The following is a 20,680-nucleotide window of genomic DNA, read 5'->3' as shown; positions in this document are numbered from 1 at the left end:
GGGGCCGTCGGCCGGGTGCTGCGCCCGTAAGGTGGCCCTGCCCCTGGCCCACTAGGCGTTCCCAGCGGAAGACGTGCGTACTTTGTGGGATGCGTCACCCCTTGTTTGCCACCGGCCTGAGTATGCTCGGGTTGCTGGGCTCCTGTCAGATGTCGAAACCCACCGTTCCGGCGGCGGCGGCCCCGGCCGCCCGGGCCGCTGTGCCCGTGTGGCAGTCGGCCGCTTTCACCGTCTACCCCGATTCGCTGGTGCAGGGCGCCTTTACGGCGCGGGCTTTGTCGCGCACCCGTCTTACCTCCGATTATCAGAGTCCGGCCAACGCCTTCCAAAGCCCCCGGGTGAGCTTCAAGTTCAGTCTCAATGGCCAGGACAACGAAATGCCCCCCGGCCAGGACCACCTGCTGCTGGCGCTGGCCCCCACCGACGGGGCCGCGCTGACGACGCCCGTCATCGTGTTCGGCCAGCAGTACCTAGACCCGCGCCCCGCGCCGGCCGATGCCTACCTGGCTCCCAACACCCCGCTTACCATCCGCCTCGACCTGCGGCCGGTGCTGGCCGCCTTCAAAGCCCAGGGTTTTTACCCGCTCTACAATGGGCAGAAGCTCTATCAGGCCGATTTCAAGCAGGTGTTCGTGGCCGGCAATGTGGCCCCGCTGAGCTGGGACTTCGACAAGCTCAGCCATAAGCCCGCGCTGGAACTGCTCGATGCCGATGGCGACGGTATCTACCAGGCCACGCTGGTCCTCAATGCCCACCCGGACCAGAACGCCACCGCCGGCCAGTGGCAGGCCAGCCTCGACGTGAGTGGGTTTCCCCAGCTTGAATCCGACTATCCGCTGCTCGACGGCCTCTACAACCTGGCCCTGGAAGAAGCCCGCCGGGCCGTGGAGCCCGATGGGACCTTGCGCACGGGCCAGGAGTGGGCCGGCGTCTGGACCCGCGACGTCAGCTACAGCATCGTGCTGGCCCAAGCCCTGCTTCAGCCCGAAGCGGCCAAAACCAGCCTGCGCCGCAAAGTCACGCCGGCCGGCCGCATCGTGCAGGATACCGGCACCGGCGGGGCCTGGCCCGTGTCCACCGACCGCATTATCTGGGCCACGGCGGCCTGGGAAATCTACCAGACCACCGGCGACGAGGACTGGTTACGCGAAGTGTATCCCATCATCCGGAACACGATTGAGGACGACGTGCCGGTGGCCTACGACCCGGAAACCGGCCTGGTACGGGGCGAATCGTCGTTTCTGGACTGGCGGGAGCAGACCTACCCCGGGTGGATGCAGCCGGCCGATATTTACCAGAGCCAGAGCCTGGGCACCAACGCCGCCCACTACCAGGGCAACCAGGTACTGGCCCTGATGGCCGCCCGGCTCGGGGAAACCGACGTGGCCCAGGCGGCTACGGAGCGGGCCGGGCGCATCAAGCGGGGCCTCAACCAGCACTTGTGGCTGGAGCAGGCCGGTTACTACGGGCAGTACCGCTACGGCCGCAACTTCCCGGTGCCGTCGCCCAAATCGGAGGCCCTGGGCGAGGCACTGGCGGTGCTGTTCGGGGTGGCCGAGGAAGGGCGCGCCCGCGCGGTGGTGGCCAGCACGCCCGTCATGGACTTCGGCGTGCCCTGCATCTACCCCCAGATTGCCGGCATTCCGCCCTACCACAATAACGCCGTGTGGCCCTTCGTGCAGAGCTATTGGGGACTGGCGGCGGCCAAAGTCGGCCACGAGGAATCGTTCCTGGCCAGCCTGATGGCCGTGGCCCGGCCGGCCGCCCTGTTCCTGACCAACAAGGAGAACTTCGTGGCCCGCAACGGCGACTTCGCGGGTACCCAGATCAACAGCAGCAACATGCTCTGGAGCCTTTCGGGCACGCTGGGCCTGGTATACAAGGGGCTCTTTGGCATGGACTTCCAGCCCGATGGCCTCACGTTCCGGCCCTTCGTGCCCGAGGCCCTGAAGGGCACCCGCCGCCTGCGCAACCTGCACTACCGCGCGGCCGTGCTGAGCGTGGAGCTGACCGGGTTTGGCCACCAGATTAGCCGCGTTACCCTCGACGGGCAGCCCCTGCCCGAGGCCACTATCCCGGCCACGCTTACCGGGAGCCACACGCTGCGCATTGAGCTCGGCAACGAAGCCCCGCCGGCCGCCACTCAGCACCTGGTGTCCCATCACGTAGCGCCCCCGACGCCCGCTGTTACCTACGCCGCCGGCCAGCTCCGGTGGGAGCCGGTGGCCGGGGCCACGGCCTACCAGGTGCTGCGCAACGGGCAGTTTGCGGCCCGCACCACCGATACCATGCTGCCCGTACCGGCCCCGGAGCGCTACGCCGAGTACCAGGTGCTGGCCGTGGATGCGGTAGGAGCCGGTGGCTTCGCCAGTGAGCCGGTGCCCGTGGGTGCGGCCCGGCGGCGCACGGTGCTGGAGCTGGAAACGGTGACTGCCCCGGCGGCACGGCCCTCCCAGGGCTACACCGGCCAGGGGTTTATCGAGCTCAGTACCAGTGCCAACCGCCGCCTCGAGCTGCCGGTGAGCGTGCCCGCCGCCGGCCGCTACGCCCTCGATTTTCGCTACGCCAACGGCAACGGCCCCCTCAATACCAGCAACAAGTGCGCCCTGCGCACCCTGCGTCGGGGCGAGCAGTGGCTGGGCACCGTGGTGCTGCCCCAGCGCGGCGTCGAAGAATGGGCGAACTGGGGCTACTCGAACCCGATTGAGGTGACGCTGCCCGCCGGCCGCACCGTGCTCACGCTGAGCTTCGAGGCCGCCAACGAAAACATGAACGGCGCGGTCAACCAGGCCCTGCTCGACCACCTGCGCCTCACCCGTCTGGACTGATTGGCTGGCTGTTAGCAGAAGCGCTGTTTCCTGCGCCACCGCTCTTGCGCCGCAGCTTTTCACTCTCCCCCGCAACAGCCACCTGTCATGACCTCAGCCCTGCCCGATATCCGTACTGACATTGACATCCGCCGGCTGGTAGACGGCTTCTACCAGCGCGTGCGGGCGGATGAGCTGCTCGGACCCGTATTCGGAGCGGTGGTGGGCGACCAGTGGCCCCGTCATCTGGCCACCATGTACGATTTCTGGAGCGGGCTGCTGCTGGGCACGGGCCGCTACCGGGGTCGGCCGTTTCCTAAGCACCTGGCCCTGCCCATTGATGGGCGGCACTTTCGCCGCTGGCTCACACTGTTCGTGGAAACCACCGAAGTCTGTTTTCGGGGGGCCGTGGCCGATGAGGCCATTTACCGGGCCGGCACCATTGCGGCTGTGTTTGAGCACCGGATAAGCCAAGCGCGCAACCGCCCCGGTGACTTCGATGTAAATGGTCATCACAGCATCTAAACCCCGATTAAACGCGCAAAAACGACCCATGCCGGTGCTCTGTTTACCTAATTTGACAGGAATATTTTTCGCTGAAGCGTGACAATTCTAAAACTTGCGTAAATTCGCTACGTATTCAGGCCATCCTATCCCCTGCCGTATGGTTACTTCGTCTACCCTCCCCGATCTGCGTACCGAAGGCGACATTAAGACGCTGGTGGATACGGCTTTCAGCAAGGCGACCAACGACGAACTCCTGGCCCCCCTGTGCCAGGCCGTAGCCCAGGTGCACTGGCCCCGCCACCTCACCTCCCTCTACGATTACTGGAGCAGCGCCCTGCTGGGCACCACCCGGTACCAGGAAGGCCAGATGGTTCCGTTGCACTCGGCCCTGCCCCTGCGCGGGCCGCACCAGCAGCGCTGGGCCGATCTGCTCGGAAAGGCGCTCGAAGAAAAATTTGCTGGCAGCAAAGCCGAGGAAGCCAAGGGCAAAGCGGCGGCGCTGGCGGCCATTTTCCGCACTGCCTGACCTCTTTTTCACCCACACTATACCCACCCGTTCTCCTCACTCACTCATCCACCCACCCAAAAAATCCGCCGGACCCGAATCCGGCGGATTTTTTTGAGTCTTCCGTCGCCTTTCGCCCCTCGGATGGCCTGTTGCAGCAGGTCCCGATGGCATCCGGCCCTAGCTCCCCCTGGAGCCTCAACCCCAACGCCCCGGCTCTGAGTCGGGGCGTTGGCGGTAACGGTGGTACCAGAAAGACTGCGCTAGGGTATTCCGTACGCCTTTAGCGGCCGGCGCGAGCAACATACTGGAATTGGTTGCCCATATTGAGGTATTGTTCTGTTAGCCGACTGATTTATCCGTGCCTGTTTCTTCTGATTTCGTGGCCGGGGCGGCCTTCGCCCGGCGTCATCACCTGCTTGCTACCGGCCTGGGCTTATTCGCGGCGCGGGGGTTCCGTCATGTTTCGGTAGCGGCCATTGCCGAAGCCGCTGGTGCAGATTTGGCGGAAGTGTACCGTTTCTTCGGCTCGACTACCGACTTTGTGCTGGCCCTCTACCAGCAGATCCAGAGCGAGCTGGAAACCCGGGCCACTGACTTGCCCACCGGCCCGGTAGCCGGGCGGTTTCAGCAATTGCTGAGCTGGAAGCTGGCGCTCCTGGAGCCCCACCGCCTTACCCTGCGGGGCCTAGCAGCCAACCTGCTCGACGCCGACGACGCTGTGGGGGTACTCAGCCCCGAAACCGAAACTATCCGTTTGCGGGGCCTGGCCCTGTTCGAGCTGCTGGTGCGCGGGGCCACCGACGCCCCCGCCGGCCCGGCTGGCCGCCAGCTGGCCACCACCTTGTACGCCGCCCACTGGCCGCTACTGCTGCTGCGCCTGCTCGACCGCACGGCCGAAGGCCAGGCCACTACGCAGGCGCTGGCGCTGCTGAGTGGCGGCTTGGGGCTGCTGCCCGCCTTCCGGCAAACCCTGCTGGGGCCACTGGTGCTGGGGCAGGCCGAAGCCTTGGTCAATCAATTTATGGGCGTGCGGCCCGAGGTCAGCTTCGACGTGGCCCGGCAGGTGCTGCGCTTGCTGATGCGGCGGCGCAAAATGCTGCCCGTACCCGGCCACGAAGCCTGCGCCGCTGACCCCTGCGAACAGTGCCTGGCCCTGCACCTGCCCCGGGTACAATACTTCGTGGGCCGGCAGCAGCCGGTGCACCTGATTCTGCCGGCCTTTCCGGCCAAATCGCCCAACCGGCGCAAGGTACTGGGCGAGTTGCCCGACCTGGGTGAGGAAATTGCCCTGATCACCCTCCAGACGCTCTGCCACGACATCCGGCAGGTGTATGCCCCGGGGGCGCGCATTTCCATCTGCGCGGATGGGCGCGTCTTTGCCGACCTCGTGCAGGTGTCCGACGAGGCAGTATCGGCCTACAATCAGGCCCTGAAGGCGCAGCTCGCCCGCCTCGCAGCCACTGACCTGGACGTGGTAAATCTGGAAGACCTGCTGCCGGCTACCTCCTTCGACGCGGCCCGCGCCTGGATAACCGAGCGCTACGCCGAGCCCCTGGCTGAACTGAAACAGCGCGTGCAGGATACTGAGCACCATCGGTCGTTGTTTAATGGCATCCACCGCTTCGTGACGGAGGACGGGCAGGCCCTGGAACCCGAAAAAAGCAAGAGCCGGGTGAAGGAGGAAGCCAAGCAGGTGGCCTACGAGGTTATCCGCCGCAGCAATGCCTGGACGCGCCTGCTGGCCGAGGTGTTTCCGCAGGCCGTGCGCCTGAGCATCCATCCCCACCACCCCCACGCCGACAAAATAGGTCTGCGCATCACCCGTGCCCAGGACGACTGGCTCACCCCCTGGCACGGGGTGGTGCTGCTGCGCGACAACGACTACGTGCTGCTTAAGCGCTACCAGGCCGAGGAGCTGGGAGCCGAGCTGGTGGAAAAGAACGGGCGGCCGAGTCACTTTGTGCTGGGGCCGGATTCTTAACCATTTCGGCCGCATTCTCAACCGATATATCAGCAGGAACGCCGCATATTTACTCCGGCTATTTTAGTGTTGCGTCCCGTTTTTTATCTCTGATGTCCGCTTACACCCTCGAACCCCAACTGCCTTTCGGCCTCATCGTGCGGGCTAGCCAGCCTGGCCACACCATTGCCGGCTTCGGGCGCGAACAAGTAGAAAGCTGGGTGCGGGAGCACCGCATCCTGATTTTTCGGGGCTTCGAGCTGTTCGATAAAACGGCGTTTGCGCTCTACGCCCAGCAATTGGGCGAGCCGTTGCAATGGCCGTTCGGGGCCATCAACGAGCTGAAGGTGAAACTGGATGCCAAGAACTACCTCTACACGCCCAGCGCCGTGCCCCTGCACTGGGACGGCGCGTTCATCGGCAAAATTCCCTACCTCATCTTCTTCCAGTGCCTGAAAGCGCCCCGGCCCGAGGACCGGGGCGGCACCACCTTCGCCGATACCGGCCGCGCCCTGGCCCGCGCCACGCCCGCCCAGCGCCGCCGCTGGCAGGCGGCTACCCTGCGCTACCGCACCGAGAAAATCGTGCACTACGGCGGCACTCTCACCCAGCCGCTGGTGCAGGCCCATCCCGTTACGGGGGCGCCCACCCTGCGCTTCGCCGAGCCGGTGCACGACCTGAACCCGGTGACGGTAGAAGTGCTGCACGCCACCCCCGAAGCTGGCGCGGCCCTTATTCAGGAGCTGCAAACGGCCCTGTACGCGCCGCAAGTCTTCTACATTCATACCTGGGCCGATAACGACATTGTGCTGGCCGACAACCATACCCTGCTGCACGGCCGCGACGCCTTTCTCAACCCCAACGAGCGGCACATTCAGCGCATCAACCTGCTGGCCCGCCCCGCGCATACGGGCCTGAAACAGTTTCTAAAAAACAGCAAAACCCTGCGCCGCACCGAGTTTTTGCTGGCTGAAATTCCGATTTTCTTCATTCCTATTCTGCTGAGCGCCGAGGGGTTTGGCTTTCTGAAAACGCCCGAGTTGTACGGGGGGCTGGCCGGCATCTACCTGCTGTTCAACTTCGGCGACATGGTGAATGCCTACGCCGACCGCCGCGTGGATGCCGTGTATAAGAGCCACCTGTCCAACGCCATTTTTGAGCTGGGCGACCAAGGGGTGCGCTGGCAGATGCGGGCCTCGGTGGCGGGCACGGTGGGCATCAGCCTGTGGCTGACGCGGCGCACGGGCCGCTGGCAGTTCGTGCCGCTCACGCTCATCGGCTGGGCGCTGGGCTTCCAGTATTCGTGGAAGCCGCTGCACTTCAAGTCGCGCGGGCTCTGGCAGTTACCGGCGCTGTGGGCGGTGCTGTTTTTCGGACCTATGGCGTACACCAGCAGCCTCGTTACGCATTTCCCGCGGCGGCCGGTGCTCACGCTGGCTGCCGCCTACGGCCTGCTGCAAATGGCCGTGCTGCTGCTCAACAACGCCGAAGACTACACCGAAGACCGCGCCGCCGGCCTCCAAACGATGGTGGTGGCCATGGGCCTGCACCGCAGTATGCGTGTCGCCCAAACGATGATAGCCGGCGCGGGCCTCGTCACGCTCGGCAGCCTGGCCTACCTGTACCGGTCCGAAAAGCTGCCCCGCGCCGCTTACCTGGGCCTGCTACCCCTGGCCGGCGCGCTGGCCTACGTGGCCCGGGGCTACGCAACCATCAACCAGAAAATAGCCGGGAAAGACGAAACCGCCGCTACCGCCATCATCAAGGAGAACGGCATGCTGGTGCCGAAATGGCTCAATGCCACGGCCTACACCTGCCTGCTGGCGGCGGGGGTGCTGTTTGCGGCCCGCGTAGTACGGGGCGGAAACCCACCAGCCTGAGGGCCGCAGCTCCACAAAAGGCAGCCGGTCCGGCGCCGGTTTTACCGCCGCGCAGCGTAGCGGCCTTGTTTCTCCCCAACAAAACCTGATGCCCATGCTCGCCCCATTCCCTGGTTCCTCCGCCGAAATCTACGACTGCGCCATTATTGGGGGCGGGGTGGCGGGGCTTACGCTGGCTGTGCAGCTGGCGCGGGCGGGACGGCGGGTGGTGCTGTTCGAGAAAGAAACTTACCCGTTCCACCGCGTCTGCGGCGAGTATATCTCGATGGAAAACTACGACTTCCTGTGCCGCCTGGGGGTGCCGCTGGCCGAAATGGAGTTGCCGGTGATGACGCGCTTCACCGTCTCGTCGCCCAGCGGCGTGGCCCTGCATCACCCGCTCGATATCGGCGGTGTGGGCCTGAGCCGCTACCGCCTCGACCAGCTGCTGGCCCAACTGGCCGCCCGGTGCGGGGCCAGCATCCGGGACGGTACCCGGGTAACGGACGTGGTGTTCGCCGACGAGCAGTTCACCATCACCACCGCCGACGGCGCAACCTACCAGGCCCGCCTGGCCTGCGGGGCCTGGGGCAAGCACGCCAACCTCGATGGCAAACTGCACCGGCCCTACCTCGAAGCCAGTCGCCAGGACCGCCAGTTCGTGGCCGTGAAATACCATTTGCAGAACGTTGATTTTCCGGCGGACATGGTGCAGATGCACAACTTCCGGGACGGGTACTGCGGCCTCTCGCCGGTCGGCGATGGCCTCACCAATTGCAGCTACATCAGCGACGTGCGCAACCTGCGCGCCCACGGCAACAGCATCGCCGGGATGGAGCGCCAGGTGCTCATGCAAAATCCGTTGCTGCGGCCCTACCTCGCGGACGCCCAGCGCCAGGGCACGCCCCCGCTGGTCATCTCCCAAATCACGTTCCGCGAGCGGTCCACCGTTGAGGGGCACGTCCTGATGCTGGGCGACGCGGCCGGCACCATCGCCCCGCTGGCTGGCAACGGCATGAGCATGGGTATGAACGCCAGTTTCCTGCTGCACCCACTGCTCCTTGATTTCCTGGAAAACCGCATTTCCCGCCCCGAGCTGGAGCAGCAATACACCCGTGCCTGGCAGCGCCTGCTGAGTTTGCGCATCACGGCCGGCCGGCTCATCCACCGGGTTTTCGGCCAGCCCTGGCTCACTACGGCCGGTATCCGGGTGCTGAAACGCGCTTCCTGCTATTAGTTTGAGTCAAAGCCTTATACGCCCAGTAGCAGACGGGTCGGGTCTTCGAGGAGCTCTTTCACGCGCACCAGGAACGATACCGACTCGCGGCCGTCGATGATGCGGTGGTCGTAGCTCAGGGCCAGGTACATCATCGGACGAATCACGACCTGGCCATTTTCGGCTACGGGGCGCTGGATGATGTTGTGCATGCCCAGAATGGCCGACTGCGGGGCGTTGATAATCGGCGTGCTCATCATGGAGCCAAAAATGCCGCCGTTGGTGAGCGTGAACGTACCGCCGGTCATCTGCTCGATGGTGAGCTTGTTGTCGCGGGCCAGCGTGGCAAGGCGCACTACTTCCTTCTCGATGCCCTCGAAGCTGAGGGTTTCGGCGTTGCGGATAACGGGCACCACCAGCCCTTTGGGGGCCGAAACGGCGATGCTGATGTCGCAGAAGTCGTTGTACACGATATCGGTACCATCAATCTGCGCATTCACGCTCGGCCACTCCTGCAAGGCCACGCATACGGCCTTGGTAAAGAAGGACATGAAGCCCAGGCCCACGCCGTTTTTCTCCTTGAACCGGTCCTTGAACTTGGTGCGCAGGTCCATGATGGGCTGCATGTTCACCTCGTTGAAGGTAGTGAGCATGGCCGTTTCGTTCTTCACCGTCACGAGGCGGCGGGCCACCGTTTTGCGCAGGTTGCTCATCCGCTCCCGGCGCTGGTTTCGGTCGCCGGTTGCCGGTTGCGAGTTGCCGGTAGCAGGTGCCGGAGCCGCCGGAGCCGCTTTCGGGGCGGGCGCAGCAGCGGGCTTGGCCTGGGCGTTCTGGGCATCCTCTTTCGTGATGCGACCATCCCGGCCCGAGCCCTGCACGTCGGCGGGGCTGATGCCTTTCTCGCCGAGGATTTTGCCGGCCGCTGGCGAAGGCGTACCGGTGGCGTAAGACGAGTTGCCAGTTGCCAGTTGTGAGTTGCCAGTAGCTGGAGCCGCCTGTGTAGTAGCTGGCGCAGCCGCCGGAGCTGAAGCCGGAGCCGAGGCAGCGCCGCTGCCGCCCTCGATGCGGGCAATGGTGGCCCCGATGCCGATGGTTTCGCCTTCCTTGGCTGCGTGGCGCAGGGTGCCGGCCGCTTCGGCGGGCAACTCAAAAGTAGCCTTATCCGATTCCAGCTCGGCAATGATTTCGTCGCGCTCCACCTGGGCTCCGTCCTCCTTCAGCCACTTGGCCACGGTGACTTCCGTAATGGACTCGCCCACGGCCGGAATTTTCATTTCCAGCGTGCCGCCGCCGTTGCCGGCCGGGGCCGCACTGGCGGCCCCGCCTTCGGGCTGACCGCCGTAGCCGGCTTGGTCGCTGGCTTTGGGGTTCTCCTCGCCCTTGCTCACCGGGTTGGCGGGTTGGGCCGGGGCGCTGGCGGCCGGAGCCGCAGGGGTTGCAGCCGCGCCGTCGCCGTCGATTTCGGCAATGGTAGTGCCGATGTCGATGGTTTCGCCCTCCGCTACTTTGATGCGAAGTACGCCGGCCGTTTCGGCGGGCAGCTCAAACGTCGCCTTGTCGGATTCGAGTTCGGCAATGATTTCGTCGCGCTCCACGGTGTCGCCGTCGGCTTTGAGCCATTTGGCGATGGTGACTTCGGTGATGGATTCGCCGACGGTAGGGATTTTGATTTCCAGACCCATAGGTGGGAGTTTTGAAGGGTTTCGGGTTTTTAGCTGTCAGCTATTAGCTGCTGGCTATTCACTTTTCGTTCTGGCAGTCTGCTGACAGCTGTCAGCCAAGTGGCTAACAGCTATCAGCTCCAGGGGCTAGTCCTGCTTCTTGGCCGCTTCGGCCGTGGCCTTAATGGCGTCGGCGTCTACCTCAGCGGGGCTGATGCCAAAGGCCCGGGCCACGAGGTCTTTCTGCTCCTGCACGTGCACCTTGTTGTAGCCGGTAGCGGGCGAGGCGGAGGGCTTGCGCGAAACCACGTCTTCCAGCTCGCGGCGCATGAAGCGCAGCAGGTAATTCCAGTAGCCCATGTTCTCGGGCTCTTCCTGAACCCAGTATACTTTGGCTTTCGGATACTTGGCTAGCTCCACGGCCAGCTGCTTCTTGGGGAAGGGGTGCAGCTGTTCCAGGCGCACGATGGCTACGTCCTTGCGCGCCGACTGTTGCTGCTCTTCCAGCAGGTCGAAGTACACCTTGCCCGAGCACAGCAGCACGCGCTTCACCTTCTTGTCCTCGGCGTACACGTCGCCGAGCACTTCACGGAAGCGACCAGTCGTGAATTCTTCCACCGGCGACACGCACAGCGGGTTACGCAACATGGACTTGGGCGACATAACCACCAGCGGCTTGCGGAACTCCCAGGTCAGCTGGCGGCGCAGGGCGTGGAAGAAGTTGGCCGGCGTGGTCATGTTGGCCACGATGATGTTGTGCTCGGCGGCCAGTTGCAGGAAGCGTTCGGGGCGGGCGTTGGAGTGCTCCGGTCCCTGGCCCTCGTAGCCGTGGGGCAGCAACATCACGAGGCCGTTCATGCGCTGCCACTTGCTTTCGGAGCTCACAATGAACTGGTCAATCATGGTCTGGGCACCGTTGGCGAAGTCACCGAACTGGGCTTCCCACACCACCAGGGCCGTGGGGTTGGCCATGGCGTACCCGAATTCAAAGCCCAGCACCGCGTACTCGCTCAGCAGGGAGTTATAAATAGCCAGCTTTTCCTGCCCCTCCCCAATATGGTTGAGCGAGTTGTAGGGGGCCGACGTTTCGGCGTCGTGCAGAACGGCGTGGCGGTGCGAGAACGTGCCGCGCTGCACATCCTGGCCGCTCACGCGCACAATGTGCTTTTCGGTGAGCAGGGAGCCGTAGGCCAGCAATTCGCCGGCGGCCCAGTTGAGCACCCGCGTTTCGAAGAACATCTTCTTGCGCTCGTCCATCAGCTTCTCAATCTGCTTGAGGGGCCGGAAGCCTTCGGGCAGCGTGGTCAGGGCCTGGCCCACGCGCTGCACCGTTTCTTCGCTGATGCCCGTTTCGGGCGACTGATCGAAGTCCTCGGGCTTGCTGCGGCGCAGGCTGCGCCACTCGTTTTCGAGGGCTTGGTAGTTGTAGGGCAGCGGCTTCTGCTTCACCAGGTCCAGGCGGGCCTGGAGGGTGTCGCGGAACTCCTTGTCCAGCTCGGCGGCCAGCTCGGCGTCCACGTCGCCGCGGGCCACCAGCTCGGCGTTGTACACCTCGCGGGGGTTCTGGTGCTTGCTGATGAGGTTGTAGAGCACGGGCTGGGTGAACTTGGGCTCATCCGACTCGTTGTGGCCGTGGCGGCGGTAGCACACCATATCAATAAAGATATCGGCATGAAACTGCTGGCGGTACTCGGTGGCCAGCTGCACGGCAAACACCACGGCTTCGGGGTCGTCGCCGTTCACGTGCAGCACCGGCGCGTCAATAATTTTCGCCAGATCGGTGCTGTAAATGCTGGAGCGGGCGTCCTCAAAATCGGTAGTGAAGCCTACCTGGTTGTTGATCACGAAGTGGATGGTGCCGCCCGCCTTGTAGCCTTCCAGCTGCGACATCTGGGTAACTTCGTAGCCGATGCCCTGGCCGGCCACGGCCGCGTCGCCGTGGATGAGAATGGGCAGCACCTTGTCGTAGTCGTTGCCGTAGCCGTGGTCGAGCTTGGCCCGCACGAAGCCTTCCACTACCGGGTTCACGGCTTCGAGGTGGGATGGGTTGGGGGCCAGCTTCAGGTTCACGGAGTGGCCGCCGCCGGCATCTACCTGGCTGCTGTAGCCCATGTGGTACTTCACGTCGCCGTCGCCCATGGTCAGGTCGGGCACGGCCGTCCCCTGGAACTCCGAGAAAATCTGCTCGTAGGTTTTGCCCATGATGTTGGCCAGCACGTTGAGCCGCCCGCGGTGAGCCATGCCAATCATCACCTCTTCCACGCCCAGCTCGGCCCCCTTGCGGATGATGGCGTCGAGGGCGGGAATAGTGGTTTCGCCGCCTTCCAGCGAGAAGCGCTTCTGCCCCAGGAACTTGGTATGCAGGAAGTTCTCGAACACCACGGCCTCGTTGAGCTTGCTCAGGATGCGCTTCTTGTACTCCTTGCTCGGGTTGAAGTTCAGCGAGTCATGCTCCACTTTTTCCCGGAACCAGTCCAGCACCCGCGGGTCGCGGATGTACATGTACTCGAAGCCGATGGTGCGGGTGTAAATCTTTTGCAGGGCCGCCACAATCTCGCGCAAGGTAGCAGTAAGCCCCAGGCCGATAACCTCACCATTGCGGAATTTCGTGTCCAGATCAGCCTCACTCAGGCCGAAATCGGCTAGCTGCAAGCGGGCCTTGCGGTCCTTCCGCTCGCGCACCGGATTGGTACGGGCCACCAGATGGCCCCGGCTGCGGTAGGCGTAAATCAGGTTGCGCACCTGGGTTTCCTTGTCGCCGGCCACCAGATCAACGGCCCGCACGCTGGGGGCCTCATTGGTGCTGGCGCTGGTGGTCAGCACCCCCTCGCCATCGGCCTGGGGCACGTCGCCCTCGGGGTATTGCCGGGCAAAATCGAAGCCTTCAAAGAATTTCTGCCAACTCACATCCACCGAGGCCGGATCGGCCTGGTAAGATTGGTAAAGCTGGTCGAGGTACTCGCCGTGGGCGTTGGCGATATAAGAATATGCGTCCATGCGGTGGGAAGTGGTAGTGTCAGAAAGTAAAGGTAACGGATCTGAGGAAGACGCAAAAACCGATATGCGCATCCACGAATAAACCTGTACTACAGACAGATGAATTCCGAGGCCGTTGTCTTCAGGACAGGTAATATGGCAATCTATTGAAATAGCCGGCACCGGCCACTACTGCCGGAGCCCATAACCCATAAAAAGGCGGTGGGCCGAGCTACCGGGTGGGCGGCCGGAAACGGTAGATGGCGTATTTGCCCCGCTGGGCCGGCGCGTACTGCAATTGCGAGGTGGTGAAGTAGAGGTTGCCCGCAGCATCCTCGGCAAACGTATCGGCCCACCGGATGCGCGGGTCCTGCACGACATCCGTCACGGTGCCCGTGCGCGGGTCCGTACTCCGCACGGCATCCGTCGTGAGCATCCCCGACCATATCCGGCCATCAGCAGTGCGCCAGAGCCCGTCGGCCGGGCCGATTGAAGCTACCGTCTGCACGGCGGCGCGCAGGCTGTCGGGGGCCGTGGCCCGGCGCAGGAGGCGGGTAGGCACCCGGAACAGCTTCTCGCCGGTCAGTACGGCAAAGTACAGCGTGTCGCCGCTGGCCGTCAGCTCGATGCCATCGGAGTGGACCTGATTGGTGAATTTGAGGCCGCCCGCGAATTCCAGGTAAGGCAGGCCGGGCTTGGTAACGGGCGCTTCGGCCAGCTGGCGACGCACCCGCCCGGAGGCTAGCTCCACCACCAGCAGCGCCCCGGAGCCTGAATCGGTCAGGTAGGCCACGTCACGGTCCACGTCTACGCGCACATCGTTGAGGTACGAGGTGGGGTTCCAGGTAGCCGCCGGAAAGGAGTAGGTCCGCAGCAGTCTGCCGCTGGCAATGTCGAATGCGTGCAGGCGGGGGCCGCCGGGCAGCACGCCCTTAAACTGCGGGTTGTTGGCGTCCACCACCCACAGGCGGTTACGGCGGTCGGCCACCACGCTCTGCACGCAACCGAACTTTTCGTCGGGCGAGGAGCCCGGCGTCCAGTTATTGCGGGCCGCGTCGGGCCAGGCCCGGGTAGTGCCGTCGGCCAGCAGCTCGGCCACCGACACGGGCACATCGTCGGACCAGCGCGGAAAGTTAACGAAGCGGCGGCCGTTGGGAGCAATAGTGAGGCCGGTCCACTGCCGGTCGTTTTGGGCCACCAGTTCCAGCGCTACCGGGGGCGTTGCGGCCAGGGTGCTATCTGGCGCAGCTACTGGTTGGGTCGCTGTTTCGGCTGCCGGGGAGGAGCAGGCCGCCAGGCCGCCCATGGCCAGCAGAGAGGCAGTTACCCCAACCAACAGGCGGGGGCACAGCGAAGCAGAATTCATCATATGATAACACAAAGGTTCGGGGTACCGCGATACCCGGCTGGCCCGCCATCCGGGCCGCATCTGCTTACGGTCAGCCGGCAACCGGGTTCCCGGCAGCAGATAACCTTATACCCGACAGTCGCGTATGGCCGGGGCCGTAGCCGTTGCCAGTCGGCTAAGGTTCAGTTGACAAGGAAAATGGAATAGAAAAAAAGAGCTTACCTTTGGCCCCTTCAAAGCGGGAAGGTTTCATAAGTGCAAATAATTATCATAATTATACACTTTGTAACGCATTTTCTGCCTCATTTGCCTGATTTCGGCCATTTTGCCTTTGTCAGATTTTCAGAAACCGGCCTTTTTTAAAAAAAAGCTGCGGTTTTTCCCCTTTGCCGAGTCGGGCCGGCTGTCTACCCTCTCCAGACCAAGCGAGAGTCCACGAACCCAAAGGCCATGTCCATTGCGTTATTCCTACTGACTTTCCTCTTCCCCCCCCGCACTCTCGCGGTTCCCACGATGGCCCTGCCCTCCACCGTGGCTACGCTGACTCCACGCCCGGTAGCCGTCGCGCTGCCCGTGTTGCCGGTTAAAAAGGCTCCCAGCACCCTGGCGTACCGGGTTACGGCCACTACCTACTGGCCCGAAGTAGGGCAGACCGACGACAATCCGATGGAAACCGCCGATGGTTCCATCATTCCGCGCCGGCATTCCAGCAAAACCCGCTGGCTGGCCGTATCCCGCGACCTGCTTGCCCACTGGGGCGGCCCGTTCAGCTACGGCGAAAAAGTCCGCGTGAGCGGCATGTCGGAGGCCCTCGACGGCATCTACATCATCCACGATACCATGAACCGCCGCCACCGCCACTGCGTGGACGTGCTGGTAAACGAGCAGGAATGCAAAAACGGGATGGAAGGCCGCTGGTCGGGCATCCAGCTCCGTAAGCTTGGCCCCGAGCCAACCTGGCAGGCCGGCTAGGCCGGCCCGCAAGCAGGCAACTACTACCTGCCTTTCCGCTTTCTTCCCCTACTTCCTGATTTCCTCCGGGTACCGCGCCAGGTGCCGGGGCTGTCCGTCTGCGTCGTAGAGGAGCGAGAGGGGTGCTTCGGGGTCGGCCAGAATTTCTGCCAGCGGAATCTGCCACCGCTTCCACATTTCCAGCAACGACTGCGCGTAGGCGCTGTTGTCCCAGGGGTTAAAGATGTCGCCGATGGTATCGTCGATGAGGGTATCGAGCACGACTTCCGTATCGCCGGGGTGCGTCGGGCGGGGGTAGTAATCGGGTACCACGTTGAGCAGGTAGGCGGCGTAGTATACCCGGGCTTTGAACTCCGCCGCCTGCACCGGGTGCAGCGGCCGTTTGGCCTGCTTGTACACGCGGCGCATGGCCTGGCCAATGATACCGTTATCCACCAGGCAGGCCACCAGCACAGTGCTATCGAGTTTGATGCTGAAGGTGATGGTGCTCAGGTCGTCGTCGTACTCGAAGGGCATGTCGTCCTGAGCGGGGTCGGTTTCGAGCAGGAACACCGAGCCGGGCACGAAATCATCGTAGCTCATGGGTACGCGTAGGGCCTGCAAGGGCTGGAAGAACGCCTGGAACCGCCGCAGCATCTGGGCGTTTTCGGCCAGCGGATACCGGGGTACAGCCAGCGGGTCGAGCTCATTGAGCAGTTCGGTAACCAGCACGCCATAGAACATCTTGCCCAGCCACAGAAACAGGGTCTGCTCGTCGAGCTCCCGGAAACCCTGTACGCCCTGGCGGCTCACCTGCTCCAGGTGGGCCTCCAGGGGCTCCACATGCCGGGTGCGGCACTGCCCGCAACAGGCAATGCGCAACTCGGGGTAGGCCACAATGCGCATGTCGAGCAGCTTGATGGACCGCTCCCGGAGCTGGTAACGGTCCATGAGCCAGTCGGCAAACACGGGCACCGAATCCTGGCGGGGTACGGTAGGCGTCCCGCACAGAAAGCATTTCTGCGGACCGAACTGCATTCCTTCGAAGGGGTAGTAAAGCGTCAGATCAGCGGGGGAGGCAGCAGCAGCAGTCATGGGCATGTAAGCAAGAGAGGACACAAAGCTACGCCACAACCTGGTTTGGGTGCATGCTGTTGGGCCGGCGGTGGCGGCTGCGGCCGCCCAGAACGGCCGTACGGATGCCTCCCCTGCCACCGGGGTTGCTGACCAGCGGCTACCCGACTGATCAACAACTGTACCCCCAACCATTCCCGTACCCCCACCCTGCCCGCGCCGGCGCGAGGGTGGCGCAAGTGGGTGGCAGTACCCGGAAACCAGGAATGCAGAGGTCGGTCGGGAGGCGGGAATTGCCGGGGGCGTGGGAGGGCAAAGGCGTATACCAGCCCGGTTCCTTTTCTTCGTTTAACTCTCCTTCGACTTGAAAACAGTGACATCAGGGCTATTTTTCGGTCAGCTGATACCAACCCAAACAATAGCCGGTTCGGAAAGTAACCGCACGAAAAAGCCCTTCCGGCCACATGGCCGAAAGGGCTTTTGAGTTTTGGGTAAGAATACACCCCGGTCCCGGAGGCACGGCAGCAGGAACCCGGCAGCTTGCCGCAGGTTGAGCCCTGCTGCGATGAGCCAGCTGCCCGGCTTCTTTGGCTAAATCGGCACGTTCACGTGGCGCTCGGCGTGGTAGCTGGAGCGGACCAGCGGGCCGCTTTCCACGTACTTGAGACCCCGGCGCAACCCTTCCTCCCGGTAATGCGCGAACAGGTCGGGGTGGATAAATTCGGCTACTTCGATGTGGCGCTTGGTGGGTTGCAGGTACTGGCCCAGCGTCAGAATATCGAGGCCGTTGGCCACCAGGTCGTCCATAGCCTGGTACATCTCGTCCTGCGTTTCGCCCAGGCCCAGCATAATGCCCGACTTGGTGCGCTTGCCGGCCTGCTTGGTCCGGCGGATCTGCTCCAGGCTGCGGTCGTACTTGCCCTGGGGCCGCACGAGGCGGTAGAGGCTACCCACGGTTTCCATGTTGTGCGACACTACTTCCTGGCCGCCGGCAATCATGGTGTCCAGGGCTTCCCAGTTGGCCTTCACGTCCGGAATCAGGGTTTCGATGGTGGTGGCGGGGCTCAGTTGCTTGGTCTGCACTACCGTTTCGTACCACACGCTGGCCCCCCGGTCCTTCAGTTCGTCACGGTTGACGGAGGTGAGCACCGCGTGCTTCACGCCCATGAGCTGAATGGCTTCGGCCACCCGGCGGGGCTCATCCAGGTCGAGCTCGGAAGGCCGGCCGGTGGCCACGGCGCAGAACGAGCAGGAGCGGGTGCACACGTTGCCCAGAATCATGAACGTGGCCGTACCCGCGCCCCAGCATTCGCCCATATTGGGGCAATTGCCGCTCTCGCAGATCGTGTGCAGTTTATGTTCGTCCACCAAACGGCGCACGTTGGCGTAGGCCGGACCCACCGGCAGCTTCACGCGCAGCCAGTCGGGCTTGCGGGGTTTGGCAGGAACAGCCACTTGGGGCTGAATGATGGGTAAAGTCAGCAACAGATCATCCATGTTGCAAAGGTAAGAGGAATGAGGGGCGGAAAATTCCAACCGTAAGACAATTCCGACCTGCCGGGAGTTTGGGGCAGGCAGGGAGAAAAAAAGAAGGAGCCGGGCAAGCGCGGGAACGAAGGCTATTGCGTCCTTCCCGTCCTTGCCCGGCCCCTGAGTAAGGCCGCCGGTAATCAGTTGCGGCTACCCAGGTAGATGGTCAGGTACACGGAGGGCATAAACCGGTCGTTGAGCGACTCATCGGATGCGTTTTTCACCCGGATAATGGCTGGGGCCTTGGGATAGGCCTCTACTACGGCTCCTACTTCCACGCCCGCCACGGCATCCCGGTAACGACCGTACTCGAAGCTCAACGCCCCCCGGATATGGGCTCCCAACTTCAGTTTGGTGTCCCCGGCCCCGGAAAACAGCGGGGCCCGGTCCATAATGCGCCGGTTTTCCTGATCGTGGATGGCCGGGTCATACTGCTCATTGCGGGCATCCGTGATGGGGTCACGCGGGCTTGCCGGCTCCGAGTAGTTGTAGGTAATAAAATAGGGCATGAGCAGACCGATGGAGGGGCCGGCCCCGAACAGGCCGTTCACCTGCACCCCGGAATCGGGTGCCTTGCGGAAAATAACGCGCTGCAACCCTACCGACGGCCGGATCACGTACAGGTAATTGCTCTTGTGGTCGACGATGGTACCAGCGTAGCCCGTTACTACTTTCTGCTCCTTCGGGTGCTTCACCTCTACCGCCTCAATGCTCCAGAACCGGGCCCAGTCCTGGCTGAGCAGGTGGGTGGAACGGACGGCCACGCCCCCGATCAGGCCGCCCCGGGTATTGAAATTGATTCCGTAGGTGAACTCCTTGCGGTAAGAAGGCGCATCACTGCTCGATGCCGGAGTTTGCTGAGCCTGGGCCAGCGGGGCGGTGGCCAGTAACGCCAGCGCGAGGCTGCTGCCAAAAACAAGCGAAGTACGCACAGGTTGGGGAAATGTAAACAGGCGAATTGAAAAACGCTGACCCGGGAGCCGCTCACCGGCTACCCTTCCGAAAGTACGTAAATTTACCCGCATACCGTCCTTCTAAATCAACTTGCCATGAGCACCGCCACCGCCCGCTACGCCGGCCACCTGCGTACCGAAGCTACCCACGTAGCCTCGGGCACTACCATTCTCACCGATGCGCCCGTGGATAACCACGGCCGGGGCGAGGCTTTTTCGCCCACCGATTTGGTGGGTGCCGCCCTGGGCGCGTGCATGATGACCATTATGGGCATTGTGGCCGAGCGCCACGACCTGGACCTGACCGGTGTGCGCTGGGACGTGACCAAGCACATGCTGGCCGACCCACGCCGCATCGGGCAACTGGACGTGGTGTTTCGCCTGCCGGCTACGCTTACCGAAAAGGAGCGGAATCTCCTCGAAAAAGCGGCCCGTACCTGCCCGGTTGCCCTGAGTCTGAATCCGGAAATCAGGCAGCAGGTTCAGTTTGAGTACAGTGCCTGAACTGCGCCCGCTGCCACCTAAACACGAGAACGGTCATCCTGCCAGCAGGATGACCGTTCTCGTGTTTAGGTGGTTACGCGCTCAAAGCGCTTTTTACTTCACTCAGCTTGATGCCCATGTGCGAGGCGTCGTAGCTGCACTCGCCGTTGCGGATGAGTAGCAGTTGGGGCGACTCGTGGTGGACGCTGAATTTCTGGGCTATTTCCTGGGAGATAGGCCGGAAGCGCAGCAGGTCGAGGTAGTAGATTTTCGCGTCGTCGAGGCCGGCATCGGCCCACTGGCGCTCTACTTTGCTCTTGGCCATGGCACTGATGGAGCAGCTGGTGCTGTGCTTGAAAATAATGACCGGCTGCTCGTAGGATTCGCGGACGATATCGGTGAGCTGCTCGGCAGCGGTGAGGGGTTGCCAGGGAATCATAGGAAGGAATTAGCGCGTGAATTAGTGCGCGACGGCAGCGTCGCGCTTCTTGCGAAGACGAAAATTGTAGCGTGATGGTTCGCTCACGCGCGGCGCGCCGGTACGGTCGAACTGGTAGCTGGCCCGCTCATCGGTGGGCGGATTCACGGCTAGCCGGCCACCGGACTGGTCCTTGAGCTCCTCCTTCTTCACCGTCAGGTGCGACTCTTTGTACTTGGCGTCGAACTTGCGGGCATCGCGCAGGGCCTTACGGTTGGCCGCGCGCTGTCCGGCCGGGCTGGTCGATTCCAGCTGAGCCCGGGCCTGGGTGCTGAGCAGGGCCAGCAGAAATGTTCCGATCAGGGCGTAACGCATGGTCCTAAGCAGTAAAAACGGTGAATAACAGAGAAGCAGGGCAGATAGCGGAGG

The 20,680-nt window shown here is 63.4% G+C and carries 16 protein-coding genes; 8 read left to right on the top strand and 8 right to left on the bottom strand.

What is annotated here, in order from left to right; genetic code table 11:
• The first annotated feature begins 89 nt into the window (after positions 1-89).
• From D0T11_RS05555 to D0T11_RS05530, 6 genes are all read left to right on the top strand, one after another.
• On the top strand, positions 90-2,828 hold the full coding sequence (locus D0T11_RS05555; protein WP_245990611.1) for an alpha-L-rhamnosidase-related protein: 2,739 nt from the start codon (positions 90-92) through the stop codon (positions 2,826-2,828).
• Between the two features lie 87 nt (positions 2,829-2,915).
• Positions 2,916-3,332 carry a group III truncated hemoglobin gene (locus D0T11_RS05550; RefSeq protein ID WP_119654784.1) on the top strand — a complete coding sequence of 139 codons (417 nt, stop codon included), beginning with the start codon at positions 2,916-2,918 and terminating at the stop codon, positions 3,330-3,332.
• 139 nt (positions 3,333-3,471) lie between these two features.
• Entirely contained in the window at positions 3,472-3,840 is a 369-nt protein-coding gene (locus D0T11_RS05545) for a group III truncated hemoglobin (RefSeq protein ID WP_119654783.1), read from the top strand.
• A 340-nt stretch (positions 3,841-4,180) separates the two neighbouring features.
• Positions 4,181-5,803 (top strand): isocyanide synthase family protein, encoded by a 1,623-nt coding sequence (locus D0T11_RS05540; RefSeq protein WP_119654782.1) that lies wholly within the window; start codon positions 4,181-4,183, stop codon positions 5,801-5,803.
• 92 nt (positions 5,804-5,895) lie between these two features.
• The gene (locus D0T11_RS05535) at positions 5,896-7,662 is read left to right on the top strand and encodes a TauD/TfdA family dioxygenase (RefSeq protein ID WP_119654781.1); all 1,767 of its coding nucleotides are present in this window, start codon (positions 5,896-5,898) and stop codon (positions 7,660-7,662) included.
• Between the two features lie 94 nt (positions 7,663-7,756).
• Positions 7,757-8,878, top strand: coding sequence for an NAD(P)/FAD-dependent oxidoreductase (locus D0T11_RS05530; RefSeq protein WP_182888259.1), 1,122 nt, complete (start codon positions 7,757-7,759; stop codon positions 8,876-8,878).
• 14 nt (positions 8,879-8,892) lie between these two features.
• On the opposite strand, the gene odhB is transcribed toward D0T11_RS05530, so the two are convergent.
• The 3 genes from odhB to D0T11_RS05515 all read right to left on the bottom strand — a co-directional run bounded on the left by odhB (position 8,893) and on the right by D0T11_RS05515 (position 14,863).
• Positions 8,893-10,539 carry a 2-oxoglutarate dehydrogenase complex dihydrolipoyllysine-residue succinyltransferase gene (gene odhB, locus D0T11_RS05525; protein ID WP_119654779.1) on the bottom strand — a complete coding sequence of 549 codons (1,647 nt, stop codon included), beginning with the start codon at positions 10,537-10,539 and terminating at the stop codon, positions 8,893-8,895.
• 126 nt (positions 10,540-10,665) lie between these two features.
• Entirely contained in the window at positions 10,666-13,515 is a 2,850-nt protein-coding gene (locus D0T11_RS05520) for a 2-oxoglutarate dehydrogenase E1 component (protein ID WP_119654778.1), read from the bottom strand.
• 211 nt (positions 13,516-13,726) lie between these two features.
• On the bottom strand, positions 13,727-14,863 hold the full coding sequence (locus D0T11_RS05515; protein ID WP_182888258.1) for an L-dopachrome tautomerase-related protein: 1,137 nt from the start codon (positions 14,861-14,863) through the stop codon (positions 13,727-13,729).
• A 429-nt stretch (positions 14,864-15,292) separates the two neighbouring features.
• Here D0T11_RS05515 and D0T11_RS05510 point away from each other — a divergent pair, with 429 nt between their 5' ends.
• Positions 15,293-15,814 (top strand): RlpA-like double-psi beta-barrel domain-containing protein, encoded by a 522-nt coding sequence (locus D0T11_RS05510; RefSeq protein ID WP_147374535.1) that lies wholly within the window; start codon positions 15,293-15,295, stop codon positions 15,812-15,814.
• 48 nt (positions 15,815-15,862) lie between these two features.
• Here D0T11_RS05510 and D0T11_RS05505 read toward each other — a convergent pair whose 3' ends face one another.
• The 3 genes from D0T11_RS05505 to D0T11_RS05495 all read right to left on the bottom strand — a co-directional run bounded on the left by D0T11_RS05505 (position 15,863) and on the right by D0T11_RS05495 (position 19,329).
• On the bottom strand, positions 15,863-16,888 hold the full coding sequence (locus D0T11_RS05505) for a hypothetical protein (protein WP_119654775.1): 1,026 nt from the start codon (positions 16,886-16,888) through the stop codon (positions 15,863-15,865).
• A gap of 570 nt (positions 16,889-17,458) precedes the next feature.
• Positions 17,459-18,352 carry a lipoyl synthase gene (lipA, locus tag D0T11_RS05500; protein WP_182888262.1) on the bottom strand — a complete coding sequence of 298 codons (894 nt, stop codon included), beginning with the start codon at positions 18,350-18,352 and terminating at the stop codon, positions 17,459-17,461.
• Between the two features lie 185 nt (positions 18,353-18,537).
• Positions 18,538-19,329: a hypothetical protein gene (locus D0T11_RS05495; RefSeq protein ID WP_119654774.1), complete on the bottom strand. Its 792-nt coding sequence runs from the start codon at positions 19,327-19,329 to the stop codon at positions 18,538-18,540.
• Positions 19,330-19,446: 117 nt separating this feature from the next.
• On the opposite strand from D0T11_RS05495, the gene D0T11_RS05490 reads away from it, so the two are divergent.
• Positions 19,447-19,854 (top strand): OsmC family protein, encoded by a 408-nt coding sequence (locus D0T11_RS05490; protein ID WP_119654773.1) that lies wholly within the window; start codon positions 19,447-19,449, stop codon positions 19,852-19,854.
• A 73-nt stretch (positions 19,855-19,927) separates the two neighbouring features.
• On the opposite strand, the gene ytxJ is transcribed toward D0T11_RS05490, so the two are convergent.
• Both ytxJ and D0T11_RS05480 read right to left on the bottom strand, forming a co-directional pair.
• Positions 19,928-20,269: a bacillithiol system redox-active protein YtxJ gene (gene ytxJ / locus D0T11_RS05485; RefSeq protein WP_380283837.1), complete on the bottom strand. Its 342-nt coding sequence runs from the start codon at positions 20,267-20,269 to the stop codon at positions 19,928-19,930.
• Between the two features lie 24 nt (positions 20,270-20,293).
• Positions 20,294-20,626, bottom strand: a complete 333-nt coding sequence (locus D0T11_RS05480; protein ID WP_119654771.1) for a hypothetical protein — start codon at positions 20,624-20,626, stop codon at positions 20,294-20,296.
• Positions 20,627-20,680 lie beyond the last annotated feature (54 nt).

Source organism: Hymenobacter rubripertinctus (genome assembly GCF_003583925.1).
GTDB classification, from domain to species: domain Bacteria; phylum Bacteroidota; class Bacteroidia; order Cytophagales; family Hymenobacteraceae; genus Hymenobacter; species Hymenobacter rubripertinctus.
The sequence above is the reverse complement of the archived record's forward strand: the minus strand, read 5'-3'. Positions and strand labels throughout refer to the sequence as shown.